The 24973-nt window shown below is 40.9% G+C and carries 23 protein-coding genes and 1 pseudogene; 20 read left to right on the top strand and 4 right to left on the bottom strand.

Annotation, left to right across the window (positions count from 1 at the left end; genetic code table 11):
- The first annotated feature begins 144 nt into the window (after positions 1-144).
- Complete coding sequence (locus KZC02_RS23520) at positions 145-675, top strand: DUF5655 domain-containing protein (protein ID WP_221390911.1); 531 nt, start codon at positions 145-147, stop codon at positions 673-675.
- A gap of 59 nt (positions 676-734) precedes the next feature.
- Here KZC02_RS23520 and KZC02_RS23515 read toward each other — a convergent pair whose 3' ends face one another.
- Positions 735-890, bottom strand: coding sequence for a hypothetical protein (locus tag KZC02_RS23515; protein ID WP_221390910.1), 156 nt, complete (start codon positions 888-890; stop codon positions 735-737).
- A 23-nt stretch (positions 891-913) separates the two neighbouring features.
- Positions 914-1354, bottom strand: a complete 441-nt coding sequence (locus tag KZC02_RS23510; RefSeq protein ID WP_409014270.1) for a DUF6934 family protein — start codon at positions 1352-1354, stop codon at positions 914-916.
- A 166-nt stretch (positions 1355-1520) separates the two neighbouring features.
- On the opposite strand from KZC02_RS23510, the gene KZC02_RS23505 reads away from it, so the two are divergent.
- From KZC02_RS23505 to KZC02_RS23495, 3 genes are all read left to right on the top strand, one after another.
- Positions 1521-2114 carry a Crp/Fnr family transcriptional regulator gene (locus tag KZC02_RS23505; RefSeq protein WP_221390908.1) on the top strand — a complete coding sequence of 198 codons (594 nt, stop codon included), beginning with the start codon at positions 1521-1523 and terminating at the stop codon, positions 2112-2114.
- A 79-nt stretch (positions 2115-2193) separates the two neighbouring features.
- Positions 2194-2946, top strand: coding sequence for an SDR family oxidoreductase (locus KZC02_RS23500; RefSeq protein ID WP_221390907.1), 753 nt, complete (start codon positions 2194-2196; stop codon positions 2944-2946).
- Positions 2947-3133: 187 nt separating this feature from the next.
- On the top strand, positions 3134-4264 hold the full coding sequence (locus tag KZC02_RS23495; protein ID WP_221390906.1) for an NAD(P)/FAD-dependent oxidoreductase: 1131 nt from the start codon (positions 3134-3136) through the stop codon (positions 4262-4264).
- Positions 4265-4443: 179 nt separating this feature from the next.
- Here the strand turns inward: KZC02_RS23495 and KZC02_RS23490 are convergent, their stop codons facing one another.
- The gene (locus tag KZC02_RS23490; RefSeq protein WP_221390905.1) at positions 4444-4722 is read right to left on the bottom strand and encodes a hypothetical protein; all 279 of its coding nucleotides are present in this window, start codon (positions 4720-4722) and stop codon (positions 4444-4446) included.
- A gap of 303 nt (positions 4723-5025) precedes the next feature.
- On the opposite strand from KZC02_RS23490, the gene KZC02_RS23485 reads away from it, so the two are divergent.
- Positions 5026-5817, top strand: coding sequence for a carbohydrate-binding family 9-like protein (locus KZC02_RS23485; protein ID WP_229253749.1), 792 nt, complete (start codon positions 5026-5028; stop codon positions 5815-5817).
- The gene (locus KZC02_RS23480) at positions 5814-6914 is read left to right on the top strand and encodes a lactonase family protein (RefSeq protein ID WP_229253748.1); all 1101 of its coding nucleotides are present in this window, start codon (positions 5814-5816) and stop codon (positions 6912-6914) included. The genes KZC02_RS23485 and KZC02_RS23480 overlap by 4 nt, the downstream gene beginning before the upstream one ends.
- A 180-nt stretch (positions 6915-7094) precedes the next feature.
- On the opposite strand, the gene KZC02_RS23475 is transcribed toward KZC02_RS23480, so the two are convergent.
- Entirely contained in the window at positions 7095-7685 is a 591-nt protein-coding gene (locus KZC02_RS23475; protein ID WP_221390904.1) for a phospholipid scramblase-related protein, read from the bottom strand.
- Positions 7686-8034: 349 nt separating this feature from the next.
- On the opposite strand from KZC02_RS23475, the gene KZC02_RS23470 reads away from it, so the two are divergent.
- The 14 genes and pseudogenes from KZC02_RS23470 to KZC02_RS23410 all read left to right on the top strand — a co-directional run bounded on the left by KZC02_RS23470 (position 8035) and on the right by KZC02_RS23410 (position 24851).
- Positions 8035-9255: an aminotransferase class V-fold PLP-dependent enzyme gene (locus KZC02_RS23470; RefSeq protein WP_221395162.1), complete on the top strand. Its 1221-nt coding sequence runs from the start codon at positions 8035-8037 to the stop codon at positions 9253-9255.
- A 44-nt stretch (positions 9256-9299) separates the two neighbouring features.
- Positions 9300-10547 (top strand): amidohydrolase/deacetylase family metallohydrolase, encoded by a 1248-nt coding sequence (locus tag KZC02_RS23465; RefSeq protein WP_221390903.1) that lies wholly within the window; start codon positions 9300-9302, stop codon positions 10545-10547.
- A gap of 148 nt (positions 10548-10695) precedes the next feature.
- Complete coding sequence (locus KZC02_RS23460; RefSeq protein ID WP_310590365.1) at positions 10696-11829, top strand: PQQ-dependent sugar dehydrogenase; 1134 nt, start codon at positions 10696-10698, stop codon at positions 11827-11829.
- Positions 11795-12430 (top strand): c-type cytochrome, encoded by a 636-nt coding sequence (locus tag KZC02_RS33130; RefSeq protein WP_310590364.1) that lies wholly within the window; start codon positions 11795-11797, stop codon positions 12428-12430. The genes KZC02_RS23460 and KZC02_RS33130 overlap by 35 nt, the downstream gene beginning before the upstream one ends.
- 201 nt (positions 12431-12631) lie before the next feature.
- Positions 12632-12928, top strand: coding sequence for a cytochrome c (locus KZC02_RS23455; protein ID WP_229253747.1), 297 nt, complete (start codon positions 12632-12634; stop codon positions 12926-12928).
- Positions 12929-12970: 42 nt separating this feature from the next.
- Positions 12971-14446 (top strand): sorbosone dehydrogenase family protein, encoded by a 1476-nt coding sequence (locus KZC02_RS23450; protein ID WP_221390902.1) that lies wholly within the window; start codon positions 12971-12973, stop codon positions 14444-14446.
- A gap of 33 nt (positions 14447-14479) precedes the next feature.
- Positions 14480-14929 carry a RidA family protein gene (locus KZC02_RS23445; RefSeq protein ID WP_221390901.1) on the top strand — a complete coding sequence of 150 codons (450 nt, stop codon included), beginning with the start codon at positions 14480-14482 and terminating at the stop codon, positions 14927-14929.
- Between the two features lie 237 nt (positions 14930-15166).
- Positions 15167-15778, top strand: a complete 612-nt coding sequence (locus tag KZC02_RS23440) for an RNA polymerase sigma factor (RefSeq protein ID WP_221390900.1) — start codon at positions 15167-15169, stop codon at positions 15776-15778.
- Positions 15779-15917: 139 nt separating this feature from the next.
- On the top strand, positions 15918-17018 hold the full coding sequence (locus KZC02_RS23435; RefSeq protein WP_221390899.1) for a FecR family protein: 1101 nt from the start codon (positions 15918-15920) through the stop codon (positions 17016-17018).
- Complete coding sequence (locus KZC02_RS23430; RefSeq protein WP_221390898.1) at positions 16984-17214, top strand: hypothetical protein; 231 nt, start codon at positions 16984-16986, stop codon at positions 17212-17214. Before KZC02_RS23435 ends, KZC02_RS23430 begins: the two co-directional genes overlap by 35 nt.
- Positions 17215-17404: 190 nt before the next feature.
- A complete protein-coding gene (locus KZC02_RS23425; protein WP_221390897.1) occupies positions 17405-20845 on the top strand; it encodes a SusC/RagA family TonB-linked outer membrane protein in 3441 nt (1146 codons plus the stop codon).
- 22 nt (positions 20846-20867) lie between these two features.
- Positions 20868-22430 carry a SusD/RagB family nutrient-binding outer membrane lipoprotein gene (locus KZC02_RS23420; RefSeq protein WP_221390896.1) on the top strand — a complete coding sequence of 521 codons (1563 nt, stop codon included), beginning with the start codon at positions 20868-20870 and terminating at the stop codon, positions 22428-22430.
- Positions 22431-22513: 83 nt separating this feature from the next.
- Positions 22514-23787 (top strand): annotated as a pseudogene (locus KZC02_RS23415) (amidohydrolase/deacetylase family metallohydrolase).
- A 137-nt stretch (positions 23788-23924) separates the two neighbouring features.
- On the top strand, positions 23925-24851 hold the full coding sequence (locus KZC02_RS23410; protein WP_221390895.1) for an RraA family protein: 927 nt from the start codon (positions 23925-23927) through the stop codon (positions 24849-24851).
- Positions 24852-24973: the final 122 nt, after the last annotated feature.

The following is a 24973-nucleotide window of genomic DNA, read 5'->3' as shown; positions in this document are numbered from 1 at the left end:
ACTTAGAAATAACTGACATTTGCAACGGAAATCAATTGTCAACAAAAAAGCCTGTCCAACATGAATTTCAAATATTTTTCTAACTTGTATTGCTAAGCAAAAGTGGATAAGTTTGATAATCGGACATTATTGAATTAAAGAATCATGGAAGACACATTACCAGAAAAAACCGGAAAAACGCTAGAACAATGGATCGAAATTGTAGCCGAATCCAAAATTGAAAAACACAAGGAAATAATGGCTTTTTTGGAAGCAAAATACGGTCTCACATATGGCTTTGCGAACTTCATTGCCCTGAAAGCCAGAAAATCAGATGCTGCTTCCCATGAAGAAACTGTTTTGGTGGAGAACCAATATAAGGGGAAAGAGATTTTAATTCCGATTTATGAGAAACTTATTGAAGAAATCAGTGGCTTTGGTGACGACATTACGATCACTCCAAAAAAAGATAGCGTAAGCCTGATCCGGAAAAAACAATTTGCGCTTATAAAACCTGCATCAAAAACACGTGTTGATCTGGGTTTGAAATTCAAGAACAAACCGACCACCGATAGACTTGGCGACTCCGGCCCGTTTGGGGCAATGTGTACTCATAGGGTCCAGATTTTTTCTGTTGATGAAATTGATGGCGAACTTTTGAGATGGATTAAAGAAGCTTATGATGGATCGATTTAGGTTGCAAAAGGTAACTAAATTAATTGTGCGATGGATATAAAAGGTCAAATGTTAATCCATTACTTTTTTAGTTTATTTAAATCGTATCCTTTCAAAACCTCATTCAACAAGTAGTCGGTTTTAGCCTTAGCTGCCTCATCAATCGTTTTAAATTTACGATCCAAAGGATGCTTTTTGTTTTGCACAGGAGATAATTTCTTTTCTATAGTTGCCATATTTGAAATTTTACAAGCCAATGTTACCGATTTTTTAAAGAAATAGCAAAAGCTGAGTATTTGTCTTTTGGGTTAAAATCAACAAAATTTGCTCCATCAAATCCCTGCACAAAGAAACGTAGAGACGCCTTGGCAAGTTCGCGGTTAATAACCCATTGATAAATATTCGTACGTAAAGATGTACTTCCATAAAAAATGATGGTTGCTTTAAAGTTCGATGTTAAGAACATCTCAATGCACTGGAGTACCGTAGCTAAAATTTTCTTCATATCACCATTGTTAGAAACTGCGAAAACGTCTAATTCTCCATCTGAGTCCACATCAGCAAGTACAAGGTTATAGAATTGTGTTTTATCGATTTGTTGAAAAACAACGGTTTTGTTAATATGCTTGTCCCCAACGCTTACAAAGTCAAAACGATGAGCTTCGTCCAAGATAGTAAATGGGTAAAAGGGTTGATTCATAAAGGATACGAAAATATAATCCTTAGACGCAGAACCAGCCAATTAGTAATTTTAAAGCTCACTGCCCGGGAAATCTCCCGTCTCAGGTATTTCACGTAAGTTTAAACCGCAATCACATCAATTGCTTGGGTTAAGTCTAAGGCAATTGATTAATCAAAGATTTCCAATGACTGAATTAACCCCTTTTATCACATACTTACAACGAATAATAAGCTTCTCAGAAGATGAACTCACCGATTTTCTCGCTGCATTTCAATTCAAAAAGATCAAAAAGAAACAATTCATTATTCAGCCCGATTTTGTTGCGAAGTACCGAACCTTCGTGATACAAGGGGCTTTTCGGTCCTACGTAATTGACCAGAACGGTGTTGATCATACGATACAATTTGCGATTGAAGAATGGTGGGTTTCAGATTATAACAGTTATATCTACCAAAAACCGGCAACAATGTTTGTGGAAGCTTTAGAAGATAGTATCGTTCTGCAGATCGATTACGAAACGGAGCAACGTTTAAAGCAAACCAGCCATAAATTCGAAACCTTTTTCAGAATTGCAGCAGAGCGTACCGCAGCCTATCATCAGCGCAGAGTGATATCGGCTTTGACAAGAAGCGCCGAGGAACGTTATAATGACTTTCTGGAAACTTATCCGTCCGTTGCGAATCGTTTGCCCCAATATGCTCTTGCTTCGTATTTGGGTATGACAAGGGAGTTTTTATCTAAAATCCGCAACAACAAAGTAAAGAAAAGTGTGAAGTAGTTCACCATAAATTAGTAATCTGGTTCATTTTTAAACCTTTCAATCCAGCTGACATTTGTGTTATCAAAATAACACGAATATGTCAGGTAAATTAGAAAACAAAGTAGTCGTAGTTACCGGAGGTAATAGCGGCATAGGATTGGCCACAGCCAAATTATTTGCAAATGAAGGTGCAAAAGTCACGATTACCGGTCGGAATGCGGGTACCATTGAAACGGCCGTCGCTGAGATTGGTCACAATGCAATAGGTATCGTAAGCAATGTTGGAGATGTCAAAAGTTTTGAACCACTCTATGAGAAAGTTGATAATGCCTTTGGTAAAATAGATGTGTTGGTGGTCAATGCGGGTATAATGGGAATGGCTTCACTTGAAGATTTCACCGAAGATTTGTTTGACCAGATCGTTGACGTCAACTACAAAGGTGTGTTCTTCACGGTTCAAAAGGCGCTTCCATTTCTTAACGATGGCGCATCCATTATTATCACTTCTTCTTCCGTTTCTGAAAAAGGAATTCCGAATGGCTCGGTTTATGTTTCTTCAAAAGCCGCGGAACGTGCATTGGTACGGGCCTTCGCTGCTGAACTGGCAGTCAGAAAAATAAGGGTAAACACACTTTCTCCCGGAGCAGTAAACACACCAATATTTACAAAAGCCGGATTGTCGCAAGATTTATCGGATGGAATGAATGATTTCTTTGCCAATGCCGTCGCCCTGAAACGGTTGGGAAGGCCGGAAGAAATAGCGAATGGATTTCTGTTCCTTGCTTCGGACGATTCGTCCTATATGACCGGAGTGGACCTGGTAATAGATGGTGGTTTCAGGGATTTGTAGGTTTAGATTTGCTGATTTGTTATTACAATTTAAAAGTTGTAATAGCAAGTCAGTTTTTCATTTACATCTTACCAGCCCTTCTTTACACTTCAATAAAAAAGCATAAACAACAAATTTTGTCGTGTTTATACAATCCTGACGCACGAACATTCCTGAATTTTGCATCATAATTAAACAATGCAAATTCATGTTACTACAAAATAAAAAAGTAGCCATAATAGGTGCCGGACCAGTTGGCCTGACTATGGCAAAATTGCTACAGCAAAAAGGAGTTGATGTAACCCTTTACGAAAGAGATAAAGATGCACTAACAAGAATATCGGGTGGCCCGCTCGACCTGCATAAAGGTTCAGGACAACTTGCGATGAAAAAAGCTGGTTTGCTGGAACGTTACTATGAATTATCCATACCTATGGGAAGAACCGTGACTGACGAACAGGGCAAAGTGCTGTTCACCAAAAAACCAACATCCGAAGATATATACGACAATCCTGAGATCAACAGAAACGATTTAAGAAAAATGCTGCTTGATAGTTTGAAAAGCGATACAGTTGTCTGGAACAGTAAATGTATTGACCTGGAAGAACACAACGGAAAATGGCTTTTACATTTTGATAATGATGCGACTGCCACGGCAGATATCGTTATCGGTGCTAATGGCGGAATGTCCAGGGCAAGGAAATATGTCACAGATGCAGAAATCGAATATACGGGAACGCTCATCATTCAGGGTGAAATTCATCAGCCGGAATTAACATGTCCGGAGTTTTTCCAATTTTGTGACGATAACATATTGATGACCGCAAGCGAAGGCAATTTATTGGTTGCAAACCCAAAGAATGGCAGCTTACTAAGTTATGGGGTAACGTTCAAAAAACCGGAAGGCTGGGATAACGAAAACAGATTAAACTTTCAGGACACAGATAGCATCATCACATTTCTTTTAAACAGATTCTCAGATTGGGACCAACGTTTCAAGGAATTATTCCGTGCAACTTCTTCCTTCATTCTGTGGCCTACAAGGAAAATACCTGTGGACAACCCCTGGAAAACTAATCGTCCTTTGCCTGTAACGCTTATTGGTGATGCCGCGCATATTATGCCGCCATTTGCCGGCCAGGGTGTAAACATCGGATTGCTGGATGCATTAATTTTATCTGATAACCTTACTGACGAAAAGTTTGATACCATGAAAGCTGCTATCAATGACTATGAACAGCAAATGTTTGTTTATGCAAAAGAAGCGCAACTTGAAACAAGCAAAAATGAAATCGAAATGTTTCATTCCAACTTTTCTTTCGCAAAGAGATTTGCCTGACATTGAAATCAGCGATTATTCTTAAATTTTACTGACAAGGTGAAGGGTCATAATAACTAAAAATGTCAGTATCTGAATATTTCCACAACAAAAATCCCGGCCGCTTGCGCAACCGGGAATATGCTATATCTCTCAGCCTATCCCAAGGGAATTTGCCATTTTAATTAACTGAAAAATGACTATACTGTGTCATCGTCCTCATCGTCAAAATCATCTTCTGAATCAAGGATTCCACCATTATCTACCCGCACATCGTCCTCGTCATCATCAATATCTAAAATTTCTTCCTCTGCATTATTACTGTAATCCAAAGTATGGTTTGTAGCTGCAAGTACATCGGGATCTTCTAATGATTCCTTTGGCACTTCCGGATTTGACGGAAAATCCGGAACAACCGGTGCTTCCAATATAGGTTTGCTTGTATCTGCAATTGCTGGTTCTCCTCTTTCGCGTATCATAATATTGTTATTTAAAAGATGGTCTGTTAATTTTTTGGAAGTTATTTAAAGAATCGTTCCAATAAATATTTCCTTGTGCCGCACGATATGATACAATAATTCCTGATAAATTGTAGAACAAATACCCTATACATTATCACCATTTTACGTTGGATAAAATTTGGCAATTTATTATTAAAACTACGCCTTAAGTATAATTTGGTAATTCCTGAAAACCTCATGAAATTGCCTGATATGACTAAAATGTCTAATAATTCATTCCCATCCGATTTTATTATAAATCCTTAATTTAACCGATTATTAATGAAAACAATACTTCAAAAGTTCATACTGTTCCTCATAATTTTCTTAGTTATCCAGGCTGATTTTGCATCAGCAAACGCAGTTGCAGCCGATTCTGTTTTAACTGTAAAAAAGACAACAGATTTTAAAGTAAACGGCGAAGGCTCGGCAACCAACTGGGCAACCACAAAATGGTTCGACATTACTGTTCAAAATGGCCCCAAACAGGCTCAGCCAGGCAAACAGTTTCCAACCAAAGTCAAAATCCTGTACTCCGATAATGGAGTGTATTTCCTTTTCGATTGCACAGATAAACGATTGACATCGACGATCATGGAAGATTATGGTATGTTATTTAAAGAGGATGTGGTTGAAGTTTTTTTATGGCCGGATACAACCATTCCCATTTATCTCGAATATGAAGTTTCGCCGCTCAATTATGAACTTCCCATATTGGTACCCAACATTAACGGAAGAAATCAGGGATGGAAACCGTGGATATATAACGACAGCAACAAAGTACAGCATGAAACCAGCGTACAGGGCGGACAAAAGAAAAGCATGGCAGCAGTAGAAGGCTGGAAAGCTGAATTTTTTATCCCGTTTGCCTTGATGAATCCGATTGTGCAAGCCACGCCGAAATCGGGCACAAAATGGAAAGGCAACTTTTACCGCATTGATTACGACTCAGAAACAGCCTATTATTCATGGCAAAAAACGAACGGAAGCTTTCATGATTTCAAAAAAGTTTGGAACGCTTATTTTCGAATAGCCGGCATTCTTTTTAAACTAAACCCAATATTGAATCCATGAAAAAAATTACATTATTAACCTGTTTCTTATTCGTTGCTATGGCCACATTTGCCCAAAAACTAAAAGAAATGATCTATGTCGGGACTTATTCCGAAAAAGGCGAAGGAATTTATATTTATGAATTTGACCGGGAAAATCTTGCAGCGAAACAGGTTCAGATTCTGGCCAATAAAAACAGCCCTTCATTTCTTGAATTTCACCCGAATAAAAAATATCTCTATTCTGCCAATGAAGGAAAAGGCACTATAACTGCTTATAAAATTGATCAGGCAAACGGGAAACTTTCGGCAATCAATGAGAAATCTGCATTTGGAAACGGTTCCTGCCATGTAAGCGTGGATCCCAAAGGCAGATTCATTTATGTGTCTAATTATGGAAGCGGTAACCTGGCTGTTTACCTGCTCAACAAAAACGGCAGTATTGGTACATTGGCGGACACGATTCAGGATAAAGGTGTTGCATCTCAAAAACCGCACATGCATTCCATGATTCCATCAGCTGACGGCAAATTTGTTTATGCATCAGATTTGGGAATAGATAAAATTATGATCTATCAGGTTGACCAGCAAACGGGCAAACTTACACCTGGAGCAGTCCCGTATGTGGAAGTAAAAGCCGGTGATGGACCACGACATCTGGCCATTACACCCGATGGTAACTTTGCCTATTCGGCCGGGGAGCTTTCCTCTTCCGTGAATTCGTTTCAAATAGTAAAAAATTCGGGAGCATTTGTTCCTTTGGAACGTGTAAGTATGCTTCCTGCTGATTTTAAAGGAAAAAATTCTGCTGCCGACATTCATATATCGCCTGACGGAAAATTTTTATATGCATCAAACCGCGGTCACGAAAGTATTGCGATCTATGCCATTGACACGCAAACAGGAAAATTAACCATTGCCGGCCACGCAGATACACATGGCAAACACCCGCGGAATTTCAACCTGGACGCAAGCGGCGACCTGCTTTTTGTAGCCAACCGGGACAATGATAATGTAGTGATTTTTAAGAGAAACAAAGAAACCGGACAACTGACTTATACAGGAAAAGAAATGAGTATTCCGACGCCGGTTTGTGTGAAGATTTTAATTTTGAAGTAATTATAAAATTATTCCTTATAATGGATTCACAACGCCCATCGCGATTTGTAATTGAGGCAAGGTTATGTGTGTAATCCGTGGCACGGCTGATATACCAGGCTTGAATTAGCTCTATCAATCAGCCGTGCCACGGATGCCTTGCCCTACTTTTCAAACATAATTGACTGTCAGCCCAAGGCCTTATTTACTTTCTTTCAGCACCATATCAATGGTAATTGCACTGGCAAGAATTGCCACTTTGTTTTCCAGGTTTGCATAATGGCTGTCAATATTGACATTGTATTTATCGGCTGAGGTAAATACTTCTTTCATAGCCCCACCCCACTTTTTTGTAATCTCACCAATACCAGCACCGGAAGGATTTTTGATCCTAAAATTCCATGCGGTCCAATCACCCGAAATTTCAGCAATCATCGTTTCCGACTGATCGAATATTTTAAAAACCGGTTTAAAAAACTTGAATTTTTGCTGGACTGTACCAATCAGGTTTCCCTGGGCGTCATGAATTTTAATTTTTGACATAAAGAAAGTCCAGCCACGTGAGATCGATGCTTCCAGTTCTTCATTCTCGTTTTTTATTTCGAGCAGGAACGGCAGCATTGCCTTGTTCAATAAAAGCCTAAGCGCTTTTTGTCCAAGGGAAAGTTTTTGTCTAACTGATCCAATATTTTGTCCGGAATCATTATACACCTGGTAACAATTTTCGAACTTGAAAAAATTGACTTTTTCGTCAATGAAGTAACTGTTTCCTGCAAAAAATTTAGAATCCATTTGTTGGTAATATCGGGTTTATCTGTGCTGTATTTTATAGGACGAATAATTGGGATAAATGTAACCAGAATTTTAATAATTGTACCTGTTAAGTGTACTGCTGTTTCAGGCGGTTAAAATATTTGTAATTCGTTCAGAAACCAATAGCCTTATTTCTCTTTTAACTTGTAAATAAGAAAATACTAAACCAAAGAAAACATAATCCCATTCTTCATTAAGCCAAACTTTGTTAAATCAAATCAAAAAAAGTATCAAAAATAAATCTACGAAAAAGAGTATTGACAAACATTTCCTGCATCCTTCTAATACAGTAATGGACATACCAATCTCAGATCTTTAATTAACGATGATGATAAATAGACGAGACCTTATCAAACACCTTTCCAGTCTTCCGCTTATTGGCGGGTTTTTAGGAGAAAATATCCTGAACCCTGCAACAATAATCACGAAGGTACCAGTCAGGAATATTGCCAAAGAACTGGGCATCCGTACTTTTATTAATGCTGCGGGTACCTACACGGCCATGACAGGATCGTTGATGCAGGACGAAGTGGTAGAAACGATCCAGGGAGCCGCCAAAGATTTTATGATGCTGGATGAAGTACAGACAAAAGTGGGTGAGAAAATCGCTGTTATGACTCATGCAGAAGCGGCTGTGGTTACTGCCGGATGTTTTTCTGCGCTGACATTGGGATTAGCCGGCGTACTTACCGGAATGGACCAGCAGAAAGTAGAAGCACTGCCGCATCTGGAAGGAACGGGAATGAAATCGGAAGTAATCATCCAAAAAGGGCACAATATTGGTTATTCACATGCTTTGACCAACACAGGATGTAAAATCGTTCAGGTTGAGACTGCTGAAGAATTAGAAAAAGCCATCAATGATAAAACAGCGCTTTTATGGTTTTTACATATTCAGTCGGATAAAGGGCTGATCAAACACGAACAATGGGTTGAAATCGCTAAAAAACACGCAATTCCTACTATGATCGATATGGCGGCTGACGTGCCTCCGGTAGAAAACCTATGGAAATTCAATGATATGGGTTTTGATATTGTGTGTGTATCAGGTGGAAAAGCAATGCGCGGGCCGCAAAGTGCCGGAATATTGATGGGTAAAAAATCCATTATTGAAGCTGCCAGATTAAGCATGCCTCCGCGTGGTTCAACCATCGGACGCGGTATGAAAGTTAACAAAGAGGAAATTCTGGGGATGTATGTGGCACTGGAAAAGTTTGTCAACATGGACCATAAAAAAGAATGGAAAATGTGGGAAGACCGCACGGCTCTTATAGGAAATGCGGCTAAAAGTGTCAGTGGCGTGAACGTAGAAACTTTTGCTCCCGAACTTGGCAACCATACACCTACACTGAGAATTTCATGGGATGCGGCGAAAGTAAGTCTGGTGGTGAAAGTTTTACAGGAAAATCTACGCAATGGCAATCCATCCATTGAAATCATGCCTGGTGAAAACAACACGCTGACCATCACAACCTGGATGCTGAAACCGGGAGAAGAAAAAATTGTTGCAGCCAGATTAAAGGAAGAATTATTGAAAGCGGTGGTTTAAACTAAATCTCATTTACAGAGAGAAAACCATATTCCTAAACCTTTATGAAAAAACGATTTATACTATTTTTCATCCTTCTTCTTCACGCTTTTTTTACCCAAGGACAGGTTTATTCAATCCTGATTAAAGGCGGGCATGTGATTGATCCCAGAAATAATATCAATGAAGTACTGGATGTTGGAATTTTTGATGGAAAAATTAAAAAAATAGCAAAAAATATTGATCCGAAAGAAGCTGCACAGGTTGTTGATGCCAAAGGAATGTATGTAACACCGGGCCTGATTGATATACACGGACATGTATTTTTTGGAACAGAACCGGATCATTATCTCAGTAACGGACTGGTGGCGTTGCCGCCTGACGGCTTCACTTTTCGCGTAGGTGTAACCACGATTGTTGATGCAGGTGGCGCCGGTTACAAATCATTTCCCGAATTCAAGAAGAATGTAATTTCTCATTCCAGAACCCGTGTTCTTTCCCTGCTGAATATTGTGGGTGAAGGGATGCGTGGCGGCAATTACGAGCAGGATACCAGCGACATGAACCCAACGCTGGCAGCCGAAGCAGCGCTTAAATACAAAGAAGATGTGGTAGGTTTCAAAGTAGCCCACTTTGTCGGTCATGACTGGGTGCCGGTGGATCATGCTGTACAGGCCGGAAAGCTTGCAAATATGCCGGTAATGGTCGATTTTGGAAGAAGTACTCCCCCACTTCCACTGGCTGATTTATTTCTGAAACACTTACGTCCCGGTGATATTTTTACGCATACTTACACCTTGCTGGATGGCAATGTAAGGGAAACAATTGTAGATGAAACAACCAAAAAAGTAAAACCATTTGTACTGGAAGCCCGTAAAAAAGGAATCGTATTTGATGTCGGTTACGGTGGTGCCAGTTTTAATTATTCGCAGGCACTACCCGCAATGAAAAGCGGGTTCTATCCTGCGACGATCAGTACAGACCTGCATACAGGGAGTATGAATGGCTCGATGAAAGACATGCTGAGTATTATGTCCAAATTTTATAATATGGGAATGGATTTACCAGCAGTAATAAAAGCCAGTACCTGGACACCGGCTCAAACCATTAACAGAGAAAACCTGGGACATATTTCTGAAAACGCTATTGCTGATGTTGCCATCTTTTCGATGAGAAACGGAAATTTCGGCTTTTATGACAAAACCGGATATAAAATGGAAGGAAAACAAAAATTGGAATGCGAGATGACGATTATGGGAGGAAAAATCGTGTATGACCTGAACGGAATTGCAAGGCCGATTTATGTGAAGTAGGTTATGGGCGGTCGGCTTTCGGCGGTCAGTATTCGGCTTTCGCTTACTGAACAATTTCATATGGAAAATTTTATTCTGGTTTTGATAATTACTGTTTGAACATTTTGAATTTATGTGACTCATTTTCCCAGTTTTCTAACTGAAAATCATGTTAAATTTTCCATTCAAATTGTCGGTTTTGCTTTTGGTATTATTTGCACCTGGTTTTGTTAATCAGGAGGATTTACCCGTTAATACAAAAAATGGTGGCCTTTTTCTTCCTGATGGGTTTGAAGCGGTGGTCGTTGTGGATAGTCTGGAAGGCAGGGCGCGGCAAATTGCGGTAAATGATAATGGAGATATTTATGTCAAAGCCAGGTTTGCAGATAAAAAGGAATCCGTCATTGCACTCAGGGATACCAATCAAGATGGCCGGGCCGATATCATCAAAAGATTCGGTGGTAAAAAGAGAGAGATAGGATATGGAACTGCCATGCGGATTTACAATGGCTATCTTTATTTCAGTTCTGAACTGGTTGTGTACAGGTACAAACTGACTCCCGGAGAGCTGGTGCCAAAAAGCAAACAGGAAATAATCCTGACCGACGACCACAAACATGGTATGCATGAACACATTGCCAAGCCACTTGCATTTGACAATGCCGGTAATATGTATGTTCCGTTCGGAGCACCTTCCAACGCATGTGAGGAATTATTCCGTATGCCCAATTCAACCGGAATGACGCCTTGCCCATTTCTGGAAGATCATGGCGGTGTCTGGCGTTTTGATGCCAACAAGACCAGACAGACACAAAAAGACGGTTATAAATTTGCGACCGGGATCAGAAGTGTTGTGGCAATGGACTGGAATAAATCTGATAATAATTTGTATCTCCTGCAGCATGGCCGCGACGATCTGCTCCGTTTGTGGGCCACAGTCTATTCTCCCTGGCAAAGTGCTGTACTTCCGTCAGAAGAATTTTTGAGAATAAAAGACGGTACCAATGCAGGCTGGCCTTACTGCTATTATGACCAGATTCAGCAGAAAAAAGTAGTCGGCCCGGAATATGGCGGCGATGGTATCAAAACCGGTGACTGTGACAAATATGAAAAGCCGCTGATGGGGTTTCCGGGGCATTGGGCTCCCAACGACCTGCTTTTTTATCAGGGAAACCAGTTTCCTGATCATTATAAAAACGGTGCATTCATTGCTTTTCATGGGTCAACCAACAGAGCACCGTATCCGCAATCGGGTTATTTTATAGGATTTGTTCCTTTTCAAAACGGAAATCCTTCTGGGTAATTATGAAGTATTTGCAGATGGTTTTGCTGGTATTGATCCTATTGTAAATACCAATGACGCATCCTACCGGCCCATGGGAATTGCAATGGGGCCGGACGGTTCTTTGTACATATCGGAAACTGAAAAAGGCAGGATTTGGAAGGTTACTTATAAAGGCAATAAAAATTCTTTTTCTGATAATGCCCTTGCCAGTATGGAACAACGAAAATCACTTTCACACATACGCACACCGGATATTATCAGTGACAATCTGGATAAAGACAAGCCCGTTGCCGGGAGCAAAGTATATACAGTCTATTGTGCAGCATGTCACCAGAAAAATGGTATGGGAGATTCCCAGCGATTTCCGCCCTTAGGAAAATCGGAGTGGGTAACCGGAGACAAAAAGAAGCTTATTGAATTGTTAATGAAAGGATTGGACGGACCGATTGAAGTAAAAGGGAAGCCATACAACAACATTATGCCACAGCACAGCTTTCTGAAAGATGAAGAAATTGCCGAAGTGCTAACCCATATCCGTCAGAATTTTGGCAATAATGAAAGCGATGTCACCAAAGAAGAAGTAGCATTGATAAGGAAAAATACAATTAATATCAGATAGCCAAGTGCTTATTTTTAAAGAACTTACAAGATTAATTTAGAAAAAAATGAATGAAAAAAATTCACCGTAATCCTGGCTTTCATTTCATGTATTAGTCTTGCTGGCTTTTCATCTGAAAATTTCTTATTTCAGGATGTTTATTCAAAACCGGATTTTTCGGCGAACCAGGAAAGATGGATCGCGCCGGCCTGGGCCGACACGTTGAAAAGTCCATATCATGAAGAACCGCTGACTTTGGCACAGGGCGAAGACCTTTTCAGTTTATATTGCGCTTCCTGTCATGGCGATACGGGTTATGGAGATGGTGCAGCAGGTGGTGCGTTAGGACAAAAACCTGCTAATTTTCATGATACGCTGGTCACCAAACAAAGCAACGGAGCACTGTTCTGGAAACTTTCAAACGGGAAAGGAAATATGCCTCCTTTTCAGGATGTTTTTACGGCTGAGCAAAGATGGCAACTGATAGCCTATGTCAGGCAGCTCGGTAAAACGGATTGAATGTAATTGATTGATGTTCATTTATTCAGCACGATTCTAAAAATGATAAACCTGAATCCCTTTACTAAAAAAATAGTAAATCTGGTCATTGCTTTTGCTTTGCCTGTTTTTGTTTTTGCACAAACTTCTGAACAAAACACACCAAAATCACTTCGTCCTGACATTACTGTTGAACATTTCATGAAGGTGGAGCCGGAAGCGGTACGCATTATCCGGCACCCGGTAACCGGTGAAATTTATTACACCACATTTTTCGGAGATGTGATCCGGGTGAAAATCATGGATGGAACGCCGGTAAGTGAAAAAGTTTTATCGGCCGAAGATCATGGCATTACGCGTTTGCAGGGAGCAGCATTTCATAATAATACACTCTTTTTGGCAGGCAATATTAATGTCAATAATAACAAAGGAAATAAGGGAAGGATGGTGCGTTACGAAATGAAACCCGGAAATGAAAACCCGGAAATGGCAATCGTTTTCAATACAGTTGAGTACGGTGCAAATAAAACTACCTTTGATCACGGCTGGAACGCACTTGAAATCAGTCCCGATGGTAAATATATTTTTGTAAATACCGGAGCCCGAACAGATCACGGAGAAGTGCAGGATAATGGAGGCGAATATCCGAATGCCCGTGATAATGCATTGACTGCCAAAATATTCCGCTTTCCCATTGATGCGAAAGATCTGTTACTCGCCGACGATGAAATTAAGCTCAAAGCCGATGGTTATCTCTACGCGGAAGGAATACGCAATGCTTACGACATGGCATTTGATCCGAAAGGAAATCTGTTTGCTGTTTCAAATTCAGGGGATTACGATCACCCCGAAGATATGTTCTGGGTCAGGCAGGGGCGTCATTATGGTTTTCCCTGGGTTATGGGCGGAATAGAAAACCCACAGCAATTTCCTGACTTTCAACCCAATCCGGATACAGACCCTTTCCTGAGCAAATTCGCTTTTGCATGGCTGATGAAGTATTTTCACAATGATCCGGATTATCCTAAAAAACCAGCCGAAATACGTTTTACACCAGCAGTACAGAACCTCGGACCTGATGCCAATGAATACCGGGACAAGAAAACAGGCCTCGTAATGGATGGTGATACAACCGGCGTTACCGTGGGGACCTTTAATGCCCACTCCTCGCCACTCGGTTTATTTTTCGATAACAATAAGGCGCTGTCGAAAGATTTCAAAGGAGATGGATTTGTAATTCGTTACGCAGGCGGGCCAAGAAACGGAAAAGAAAATCCCAGTTTGCTGAGGAGACAAGGCCGCGACCTGTTACATCTTGATTTGCAGTATGATAAAGCCACCGATAATTATAAAGTAAAAACTACCAGGATCATAGAAGGTTTTACGGCTCCAACGGATGCTTTGCTTGTTGACAATATTCTTTATATTATTGAATATGGCGGTAAGCAGGGCGGAAATAAAGCAGGCGGCAGTATCTGGAAAATAACGATGCCAGCGAATGAAAAAATAACGAAGAAAAACAGAAAGAAAAAAGTCTAATAAAATCCTTTTAACAACTATAAGTAAATCATTATGAAGTCAGAAAGAAGATCTATTCTCAAAAAAATACTTGCATCAGTTGCTGGTGTAGCAGGTTTCGAACTAACTGCAAAGGCCGATCCGACACCTGAAAAAGAAGTCGGTGAAGTAACAATGTTACAGGAAGTACCATTATTTGCGAATCATACAAAATTTAATAACCTCGTATTTATAGCAGGTAAAGGAGCGCATGTACCGGGAGATGTTACGTCTCACACTAAAATTGTTCTGGATTCAATTGAAGAAGAATTGAAAAAAGCAGGATCGTCTATGGAAAAGGTATTGAAGGTAAACGTCTATCTTGATAAAATTGAAGATTGGGCAACAATGAATGAAGCTTATAAAGGCCGTTTTGGATCCAAGCCTCCTGTTCGTACAACTGTTGCTGTCAAAGGTATTCCGGGAAATTCCCTCATTGAAATCGACTGCATTGCCTATATATAGGATGTTTTTCAGGAGCTTGTCTCAAAAAACATAATAGTTATAGCTGTCGGGTTGGGCGTAATGCGACGCTCAACCTGACAGCATCATTGTATTTAGCCCAACTCTTAAAATTCAAATACCTTATTTTGCTATTCTTTATTTAATCAAAATATTATTTTTATTTTTTGATTAAAAAACCGTTATAATTTCAAAATATTGTATTTTCACAATTACTTTACAGCCTAACAACGTTACTTCTTGAATAAGCGACAGCGCATCGTTGAAGAAAACCATCTTCTTTTGGACCTCTGGCAACAATCCCAGTCCGGAGACAGCGTTGCGTTTTGTCATTTGGCCGATAAATTATACCGAACGCTGTTTAATTATGGCATGAACTTCACCAGTGACAGGGAATTTATTAAAGACTCTATTCAGGAACTTCTCATTCACATCTGGGAAAAACGCCAAAAAATTGAGATACAATTCGTTTCCATTTACTTTCTCCGATCATTAAGAAATCAGCTTTTACAGGAATTCAGGAAGACCAGTAATACGCGCATATTTCTTGATATTGATGATGTCAGTCATATCTCCGACTACCGCAATATTGAAACCGAAATCGAACAGAACGAAGTATATTCCGAAAATCAGTTTAAGGTAAGGAATGCCATAAATGAATTACCTCCGCGCCAAAAAGAAGCTATTTTCTTTAAATATTTTGAAGGAATGGAAAATGAACAGATCGCCGATATAATGCAGGTAAACAGGCAGTCGGTGGCCAATCTTCTTTTTAAAGCAATTTCTACACTCAAAGTGCAAATCCCCGCTATAAGTTATTTACTGCTGATTGGTTACCAGCTTCTGTTTTAAGTTTTTCCCACTTTGTCGTTATTTCAGGATTTTCAGGTCATTTTAAAAATAACCTGAAAATAATTTTATAAAAAAGAGTATTGACATTCTTTTTCTGCATCCTTATTTCAAATATACCATACTATTATTTGTTGAACTTATGCCTGAGTACCGAAATCTGCTGCCGGAAGAACTTGCTGCCAATCCATCTTTTCGCCGCTGGACATTATTTAATGATCAGGAAGCGGTCAGCTTTTGGATGGAATGGGTTGAACTGAATCCGGATAAAACAGATCTGGTTGAAAAGGCGCAGCAGTTACTGTATTACACCGACCAGGCATTTGATAAGATTTCTGATGAAGAGGTAGCACACGAAATTTACCGGTTGTCGCATACAATTGGTGAAACTACGGGTAAAAAAGCAGGAAGGATATTCAATTTCCGCCCGCACTGGTACCAGATAGCCGCTTCCGTGCTGGTGTTAATAAGCATTGGCTGGTGGATAAACAGACAAAACAGTAACCACAAACCGGCAAGTGTTTACCAGGATATCCTGAGCCAGATTAAAGAGCCGCTGATTATTGAAGAGAACACAACAGACAAACCAAGGCTTATTTCACTGCACGACGGTAGTACAATATTGCTGCAGCCAAAAAGCCGTATTACGTTCGCAACGAGTTTTAATGGGGACAAACGGGAAGTATTCCTTTCAGGCGAAGCTTTTTTCGAAGTTGCCAAAAACCCCGACAAACCCTTTTATGTTTATGCCAATACACTGGCTACCAAAGTTTTAGGAACAAGTTTTAAAGTAAGTGCATATGATAATAAAAACGAAGTAAAAGTAGTAGTGAAAACGGGTAGGGTATCCGTATTTGCCATGACTAAAGAAGCTGTTGCAAGTCAGCAGGCTGATGACAAACTGGGAGGAATGGTACTAACGCCAAACCAGCAAATTACTTATACACCAAAAGAACTCCGTTTGACAAGAAGCCTGATTGCCAACCCAAAAGTGCTTGAATTACCAATTCAGAGCCAGTCATTTGAATTTAAAGGAACGCCTATTCATGAGGTTTTTGAAACGCTGGAAAAATCATATGGCGTTAAGATCATATTTGATGCGGAACTGATGAAAAACTGTTATCTGACTGCTTCTTTATCCGATGAACCTCTTTTTGAAAAAATAAACCTGATCTGCAAAACGATAGGTGCCCAATACGAACAAATGGATGCCAGTATTATTATCAGCAGTAAGGGGTGTTGAAGAAAGTGAGGAAAGCCGGCAGCCGGAATGGTTAAAGGTTAAGGGAGGAACGGGAGAAAGGAGGAAAAATCCTGCGGCAGGCAATCCTGTTAATCCTGTAATGCTGTCTAAAAAAAACTTAAACGAAAATCCTGTGACAGGCAATCCTTTTAATCTTGTAAATCCTGCCAATCCTGTTAAAAAACATACCAATTAAACTTTAACCTAACTACAATTTTCTGACGCCTATGACGAAAACTTATTCCGGAATTAATCATTAAAAAAGGCCGATGATGCTGCTACATCACCGGCCCGCAGATCCCTCTTTTATTACGCTCGATACGTCCATCCTGATCCAGGATGCAAGGGAACCATTATGCCGAATTTTAACCGACAAAATCAAAATTATGTCAAAAAAAGTACACTTTTATCATGCTTTACAGAAAATCATGCGCATTACGCTGTATCAAGCCTTACTCTCCATCGCTTTCACCGTTTTGGTGCATGCTCATGACGTGCGCGGCCAGAGAGTTTTAGAACAAAAAGTAACCCTGCGTTTATCCAATTCCGAAATTGATAAGGCACTGGATAAAATAGAAAATGTGGCGAAAGTAAAATTTATGTACAATCCCCAGATTTTCAGCAACCAGAAATATACTTTCAAATTTCAGGATGAAGCGCTTTCAGAGGTTCTGGCCAAAATTCTGGCTCCGCATAAAGTTACTTATGAAGTAATTAATGAAAGGATCATATTGAAACGCCAGCAGGCTTCACCGGAAGCCAGCCAGCCAAGCCCGGAACAAGCACCAAAGAAAAACATAACCGGCTCTGTAACAGATGAAACCGGCACAGGTTTACCGGGTGTTAGTGTTTTGGTAAAAGGAACACAACGCGGTACGTCTTCCGATGCGGTGGGAAAATATACCATAGAAATCCCTGATCAGGAACTTACCGCGGCCATACTTATTTTCAGCTTTGTGGGTTACACATCGCAGGAAGTAGCGGTAGCTAATAAAACAGAGATTTCAGTACAACTGGTACCGGAAGCAAAGTCACTGAATGAAGTGGTAGTAACGGCCTTGGGTATTTCAAAAGAAAAAAAGGCGCTTGCCTATGCAGTAACGGAAGTAAAAGGAAGTGAATTTACACAGGCCCGGGAAAATAATGTAGCTAATGCACTGACCGGAAAAATCGCCGGGGTAAATGCTACAGGTATGTCGACTGGTCCAGGCGGATCAAGCCGTATTATCATTCGTGGAAACGGATCATTAAGCGGAAATAACCAGCCATTGTACGTGATCAACGGGATGCCGATGGATAACAGTACGCCGGGAGGTGCCAACGAATCGACAGGTAATTCCAACAATACAGACCGTGGAGACGGGATCGGCGGTATTAACCCGGATGATATCGAATCGATCAGTGTTTTAAAAGGCGGACCGGCTGCGGCTTTGTACGGCGCACGTGCTTCGAATGGCGTTATCCTGATTACGACTAAAAAAGGAAGGGCTCAAAAAGGGATTGGTGTAGAAGTGAACAGCAATTTTACCACAGAAAGCCTTTCTATCATTCCCGATTGGCAGTATGAGTTCGGGCAGGGTGTGGACGGTGTAAAGCCACTAACACAAACACAGGCAAAAAGCTCAGGCCGCTTGTCGTATGGTGCGAGAATGGACGGAACTGATGTGATACAGTTTGATGGCCAGATGCGCCCTTATTCTCCTCAGAAAGATAACCTGAAAAACTTTTACAATACAGGTACCAATTACATCAATTCGATTGCATTCACTGGTGGAAATGAAACCGTTAACTTCCGTTTTGGTTTGAATAATACCAAATCAAACAGTATTGTGCCCAATTCTTCTTTTACCAGGCGAATTGCAAATCTGAGTGTAAATGCAAAATTGGGTAAAAGGCTTAGCATTGAAACCGTAGCACAATATAACCTGGAAGACGGCCATAATCGTCCGAAGGTAGGATATGCTGATTATAACCCGCACTGGGCTACTTATCTGATCGCCAATACGGTTGATATCAGAAGTCTTTCTCCCGGCTACGATGCAGTTACAGGAAAAGAAGTGGAATGGAACCCGGTTCCTGCTGCACCAAATCCCTATTTTGTTATCAATAAATTCAAAAATGAGGATACCAAAAACCGCTTTCTGGGACAGGCCAATGTCAAATTCGATATTCTGGATAACCTGTTTATCAAAGGCAGTGTAAGTCAGGACTATTATAATTTTCAATACGAATTTATTGTTCCGACCAATAATGCGTACCAGCCATTGGGTACATACGAAGCTAAAAAAGTTACCTCTTCGGAAACGAATGGTATGCTTACGCTTAATTACAACACCGACTTTTTTGAGAACCTGAGTTTCTCGGCTTTGGCCGGTGGTAATATACAAAGAAGTATTTATGACCAGATGGCGCTTAACGGTACTGAATTTACCATACCGTATTATTACAGCTTTACAAACCTTGCGACAACTACTACTGTACCTACTTACGCGAAAAGCGGTATCAATTCTCTTTTTGGATCCGTTGATTTGGGTTACAAAGGTTTGGCATACCTTACGATGTCCGGCAGGCAGGATTGGTTTTCAGTATTGAATAAAAACAGCAACAGTATTTTTTATCCTGCCATTGGCGGAACATTCATTCTGTCGGAAGCTTTTGAACTGCCCCAGGCGATCAGTTTTGCAAAATTGCGCGGATCATGGGCACAGGTAGGTGGTGCCAACGTATCGGCTTACCAGATTTACCAGAGTTATTCCATGGCACAAGGCGGACACAACGGACGCCCTGTACAACAGCTTAACTCGGCTTTGGTACCAAATCCGGATTTACGCCCGCTGACATCCACCACTTATGAAGCAGGACTCGAAGCCCGTTTCCTGAATAACCGCCTCGGAATGGATCTTACGCTTTATAACCGGAAAACAACGAATGATATAGTTCAGAGCGGTATTGCTGCATCGTCGGGTTATACAACAGCATTATTGAATGTAGGTGAATTGAGCAATAAAGGAATCGAACTCCTGATCACCGGAACACCGCTTAAAAAGGAAAAATTTGGCTGGGATATCAGCTACAATGTTGCCTATAATGAGAGCAAGATCGTAAAACTGGCAGAAGGATTACCAAGTCTTACCGTTGGTGACGGCGTAGGTGGCGGAACGATCCGCAACGTAGTAGGCGGATCGTATGGTGAAGTTTGGGGTTATAAGAAAAAGACGGATGCCAACGGACAAGTTGTTTTTAACACAGCCAGCGGTTATGCCGTGAGAGGTGATCTGGAAAGACTCGGAAGAGGTATCCCTCCTTTGACAATGGGGATTACCAACAATTTTACGTATAAAAATTTCTCTCTGAACATTCTTATTGATGGCAAATTCGGCAGCATTGTTTATTCTAATATGTATCAGTATGCCTACCGTTTTGGTTTGCCAAAAGAAACACTTCCGGGCCGGGAAACTGGTGTGACAGTAACTGGCGTAACACCGGAAGGTGCACCGTTCTCCAAAACCTGGGAGCAGAAAGACGTTGATACGTATTACGATAATGATAAGAATTACACGAGCATTTTTACATTCAATAATGACTTCATAAAACTTCGTCAGGTTATTTTCAGCTATAATCTGCCTGTAAATAAAATGGCATTTTTGAAACTGCAGTCTGCTTCTGTTTCACTGGTCGGACGTAATTTATTACTGATTTACAAGGACAAAAAGAACAATTATTTTGATCCCGAATCAAGTTATACGAATGGAAATGCCCAGGGACTTGAAGCATTTGGTGTACCCAGAACCAGAAGTGTGGGTGTGAACCTAACAGTGAAATTTTAATCATTAAAATATTTTAGTGAATATGAAAAAGTTTTTAAGATTACTTTATCTGGCCCCGCTGGCCCTGTTTATAACTTCCTGCGATAATGGTTTTGAAGAAATGAATGTTAACCCGAATGCTTCTACGGAGGTTGTTCCAGGATTTCTGTTCACCAAAGCGCAGCTGATTACCGTAAGTACGAATTATGTAGGTGCGGCTTACCTTACGATTGGTGGTTCCATGCAGCATTTTGCGACATACAAAGAAGTGCCTGCAGCCGGTGACAAATATTTCAATTACGGCTACTCTGTAAACAGCTGGGCACTTTATGGAGGTGATCCTGTGAATTCGGGAGCGGTGATTGATATTGAACAGGTAATAGATGCGGTTTCCACGGCTCCTGCTGATGTAAACAAACTTTCGGCAGCACGTATCTGGCGTGCGTATTTGTATCACAGGCTTACCGATCTGTATGGTGATATTCCTTATTCGGATGCAGGAAAAGCACTTTCGGACAAAAATTATACGCCGAAATACGATGAACAATCAGCCATATATGCGGATATGCTGAAGGAGCTTGAAGAATCACTGAATGCTTTCGATGCGGCACAGGCTACTTTCGGAAATGCTGACCTGATGTATGGCGGAGATATTACCAAATGGAAAAAATTCGGTTATTCCCTGATGCTCCGGCTGGGTATGCGTTTGACAGAGGTAGATGCGGCCATGGCCAAAACCTGGGTTGAGAAAGCAATTGCAGGCGGAATAATCGTGAGCGATGCAGACGTGGCTACTATTGCTTATGTTGATGGTTCAATCACAGCAAGCAGGAATTTTATAGCGAGCGGGTTAATGGGAACAGACTATGTTACACCGGGCGGCGATAATGTAGAAGGCGGCAAACTGGCCAAAACCTTTATTGATTACCTGAAAACGACCAAAGATCCTCGTTTAAATGTAGTTTCTATTGTGTGGGTGCCGTCGGCGGATGGAAAAACATTTACTGCCGACACAACTACTGCTTTGCAAAAAGGCATGCAAAATGCTGCTTTCAATTCTTTACCCGCGGATTTCAATACTTATTCTGAGCCTAATCCGGCTACCATTTTGAAATACAACGCACCTTTGGTAGTAATGGGAAATGCTGAAATGAATTTACTTCTTGCAGAAGCTGCGTTAAGAGGCTGGTACAGCGGAAGTACGGCAAAAGCAACTTATGAGGAAGCGGTAAAAGCAGGTATGAAACAGTGGGCATTATTCGGAAGTGCAGGTGTGATTTCTGATGCTAAAATCAATGCATATCTGATTGCAAACCCATACAAGGCCACCGGAACTGTTGCTGAACAAATGGCGCAGATCCATACGCAAAAATGGGTATCCCTGTTTTTGGAAGATGAGTACGAGATTTTTTCCAACTGGCGTCGTACAGGTTATCCTAATTTAACGCCAACCAATTATCCGGGAAATCTGACTGGAGGTAAAATCCCTACCAGATTTGTGATCCCGGACTCGGAAGGAATTTACAATGCCGAAAATTTCAATGAAGCCAGAACACGGCAAGGTGGGACAAACACATTGTCCAGTCTGGTTTGGTGGGATAAATAATAACAAAAGTTTACCAGGTACGGATTACAGTTATAAAACCTGTGATCCGTACTTTTCTATTTCAGAATCCTAAACCTTAACACATGAACAAGAAATTTCTATTAATTGCTGTATTCATTTGTTCTTTTGGTATAGTAAATGCCCAAAAATATACGATCATCATCAAAGGCGGCCATGTAATTGATCCCAAAAACAATATCGACGCATTGATGGATATTGGCCTGAAAGGGGATACAATTATCAGCGTTGCCAAAAATATTGACCCAAAAGAAGGAATCCAGGTTGTTGATGCAAAAGGGCTTTATGTCACACCCGGACTGATCGACATTCATTCGCATAATTTTTACGGCACCAAAATGGACCAGACTTACAGCAATGGTCCAAACGCCTTACCGCCTGATGGTTTCACATTCAGGACCGGCGTTACGACTGTTGTGGATGCAGGTTGTGCAGGATGGAAATCATTTGCTGATTTTAAAAAACAAACCATTGATATATCCAAAACAAGAGTGCTTTCTTTTCTTAACATTGTAGGAGAAGGCATGCGCGGTGGAACATACGAACAGAATGTAGCGGATATGGATGCTGCGGCTACTGCAAAAGTCGCAATGGAAAACCCTGAATATATTGTTGGAATTAAACTGGCACATTATAACGGTTATAACTGGACGCCAACAGAACGTGCTATAGGAGCTGGAAAACTAGCCAATCTCCCGGTTATGGTAGATTTTGGCGGAAGCAAACCTGTGCTTCCTATTGAGGAGCTTTTTATGAAACACATGCGTCCCGGAGATATATTTACACACTGTTTCGGCCAGCTTTCGAGCCGCGAACCGATACTGGACGTTACAACCGGAAAAATAAAACCATTTGTTTATGAAGCCCGAAAAAAGGAATCATCTTCGATGTAGGTTATGGTGGAATCAGTTTTGCTTTTTCGCAGGCTATTCCGGCAGTTAAAAGTGGGTTTTATCCGAATACGATCAGTACGGATATCCATACAGGAAGCATGAACAATGCCATGAAAGATATGCTGAATGTTATGTCTAAATTTCTGGCCATGGGTATGGATTTGAAAAGCGTCATCAAAGCCAGTACCTGGACGCCCGCACAGGTGATCCACAGGGAAAAACTGGGTAACCTTTCGGTTGGATCGCCGGCAGATATTACTGTTCTGCGCGTTGCGGATGGCAAATTCCAACTGAACGATACCGGTACATTCGGCTTCTGGGATTATACCGGAACGAAAATTCAGGGCAAACAAAAACTGGAAGCAGAAGTAACCATACGCGCCGGAAAAGTGGTCTATGATCTAAACGGCCTGACCAACCCGCTGGTAGTTGCTAAAAAAAACTGAGGTTACACAGAACGGACGCCGCGCGGAACCACAGAGAAAGAAAGAGAGCCATAGAGGTAGTTTTTTTTCTCAAATGAATCTCTGCGGTCCTCCTCTTTACTGTGTGGTTCTCGGTGTAACCTAAACCAAATCACAAAATGAAAAATAAAATCCTGATTGCCTGTATTACTATTATTTGCGTCAGTTTTTCAAAAATCCAGGCGCAAACTATTTCAAAAGAAGAACTCATTTTTCTTACTTCTGAATGGAAAGGTGAACGTTTTCCGGATGGCAGGCCCAAGGTACCGGATGACCTGATCCGCCGGGTAAAAGAAATTGCTATTGAAGAAGCCTGGGTCGTTCTCCAGAATGAAGGTTATAACTGCCAGTTTGATGGCAACTGGAAAATGATTCATCAGGATGTTCCCATTGCCGGACGCGCATTAACTGCTCAGTTTATGCCATCGAGACCTGATTTAGAAAAAAATATTAAAGAACGCGGTGCAAAAAACGGCCGTATAGGCAACACCAATTCGTGGCCGATTGACCAGCTTTCAAAAGGCGATGTTTATGTGGCAGACGGTTTCGGAAAAATTGCTCAGGGAACATTGATCGGTGATAATCTGGGCAATTCTATTTTTGCCAAATCAGGGAACGGTGTCATTTTTGATGCCTCTTCACGCGACCTCGAAGGACTTTCTAAAATTGAAGGTTTTAATGCATTTGTGCGTGACTGGGATCCTTCTTATCTAAAAGATGTGGTTTTGACCGGACTGAACACGCCCATCAGAATCGGAAGGGCTATTGTGCTGCCGGGTGACCTGGTCCTGGCAAAAAGAGAAGGCATTATTTTCATACCGGCCCATCTCGCCGAAAAAGTAATACTTACTGCTGAATTTATCGGGATCAGGGATAAATTCGGCATTCAGATGCTCAAAGAACAAAAGTATACGCCAGGGCAAATCGACAGCCAATGGTCGGAGAAACTGAAACAGGATTTCATGAATTGGCTGGACAAAAACCCCAAAGAAATTCCTATGAAAAGAGCGGAACTGGATGAATACATGAAGAAAAGAACCTGGTAAATTGGCCTGCGCGACCGGGTCGCACCAGACCAGATAATCAGTAGACTCATTCAAACTTTTCTTTACTAATAAAACCATTTTCCGTTTTCGGATCAATACTCTTTCCATACAGCATTTTATAA

The sequence above is a fragment of the Dyadobacter sp. NIV53 genome (genome assembly GCF_019711195.1).
Lineage (GTDB): Bacteria > Bacteroidota > Bacteroidia > Cytophagales > Spirosomataceae > Dyadobacter.
This window is presented reverse-complemented; position numbering and strand designations above follow the sequence as displayed.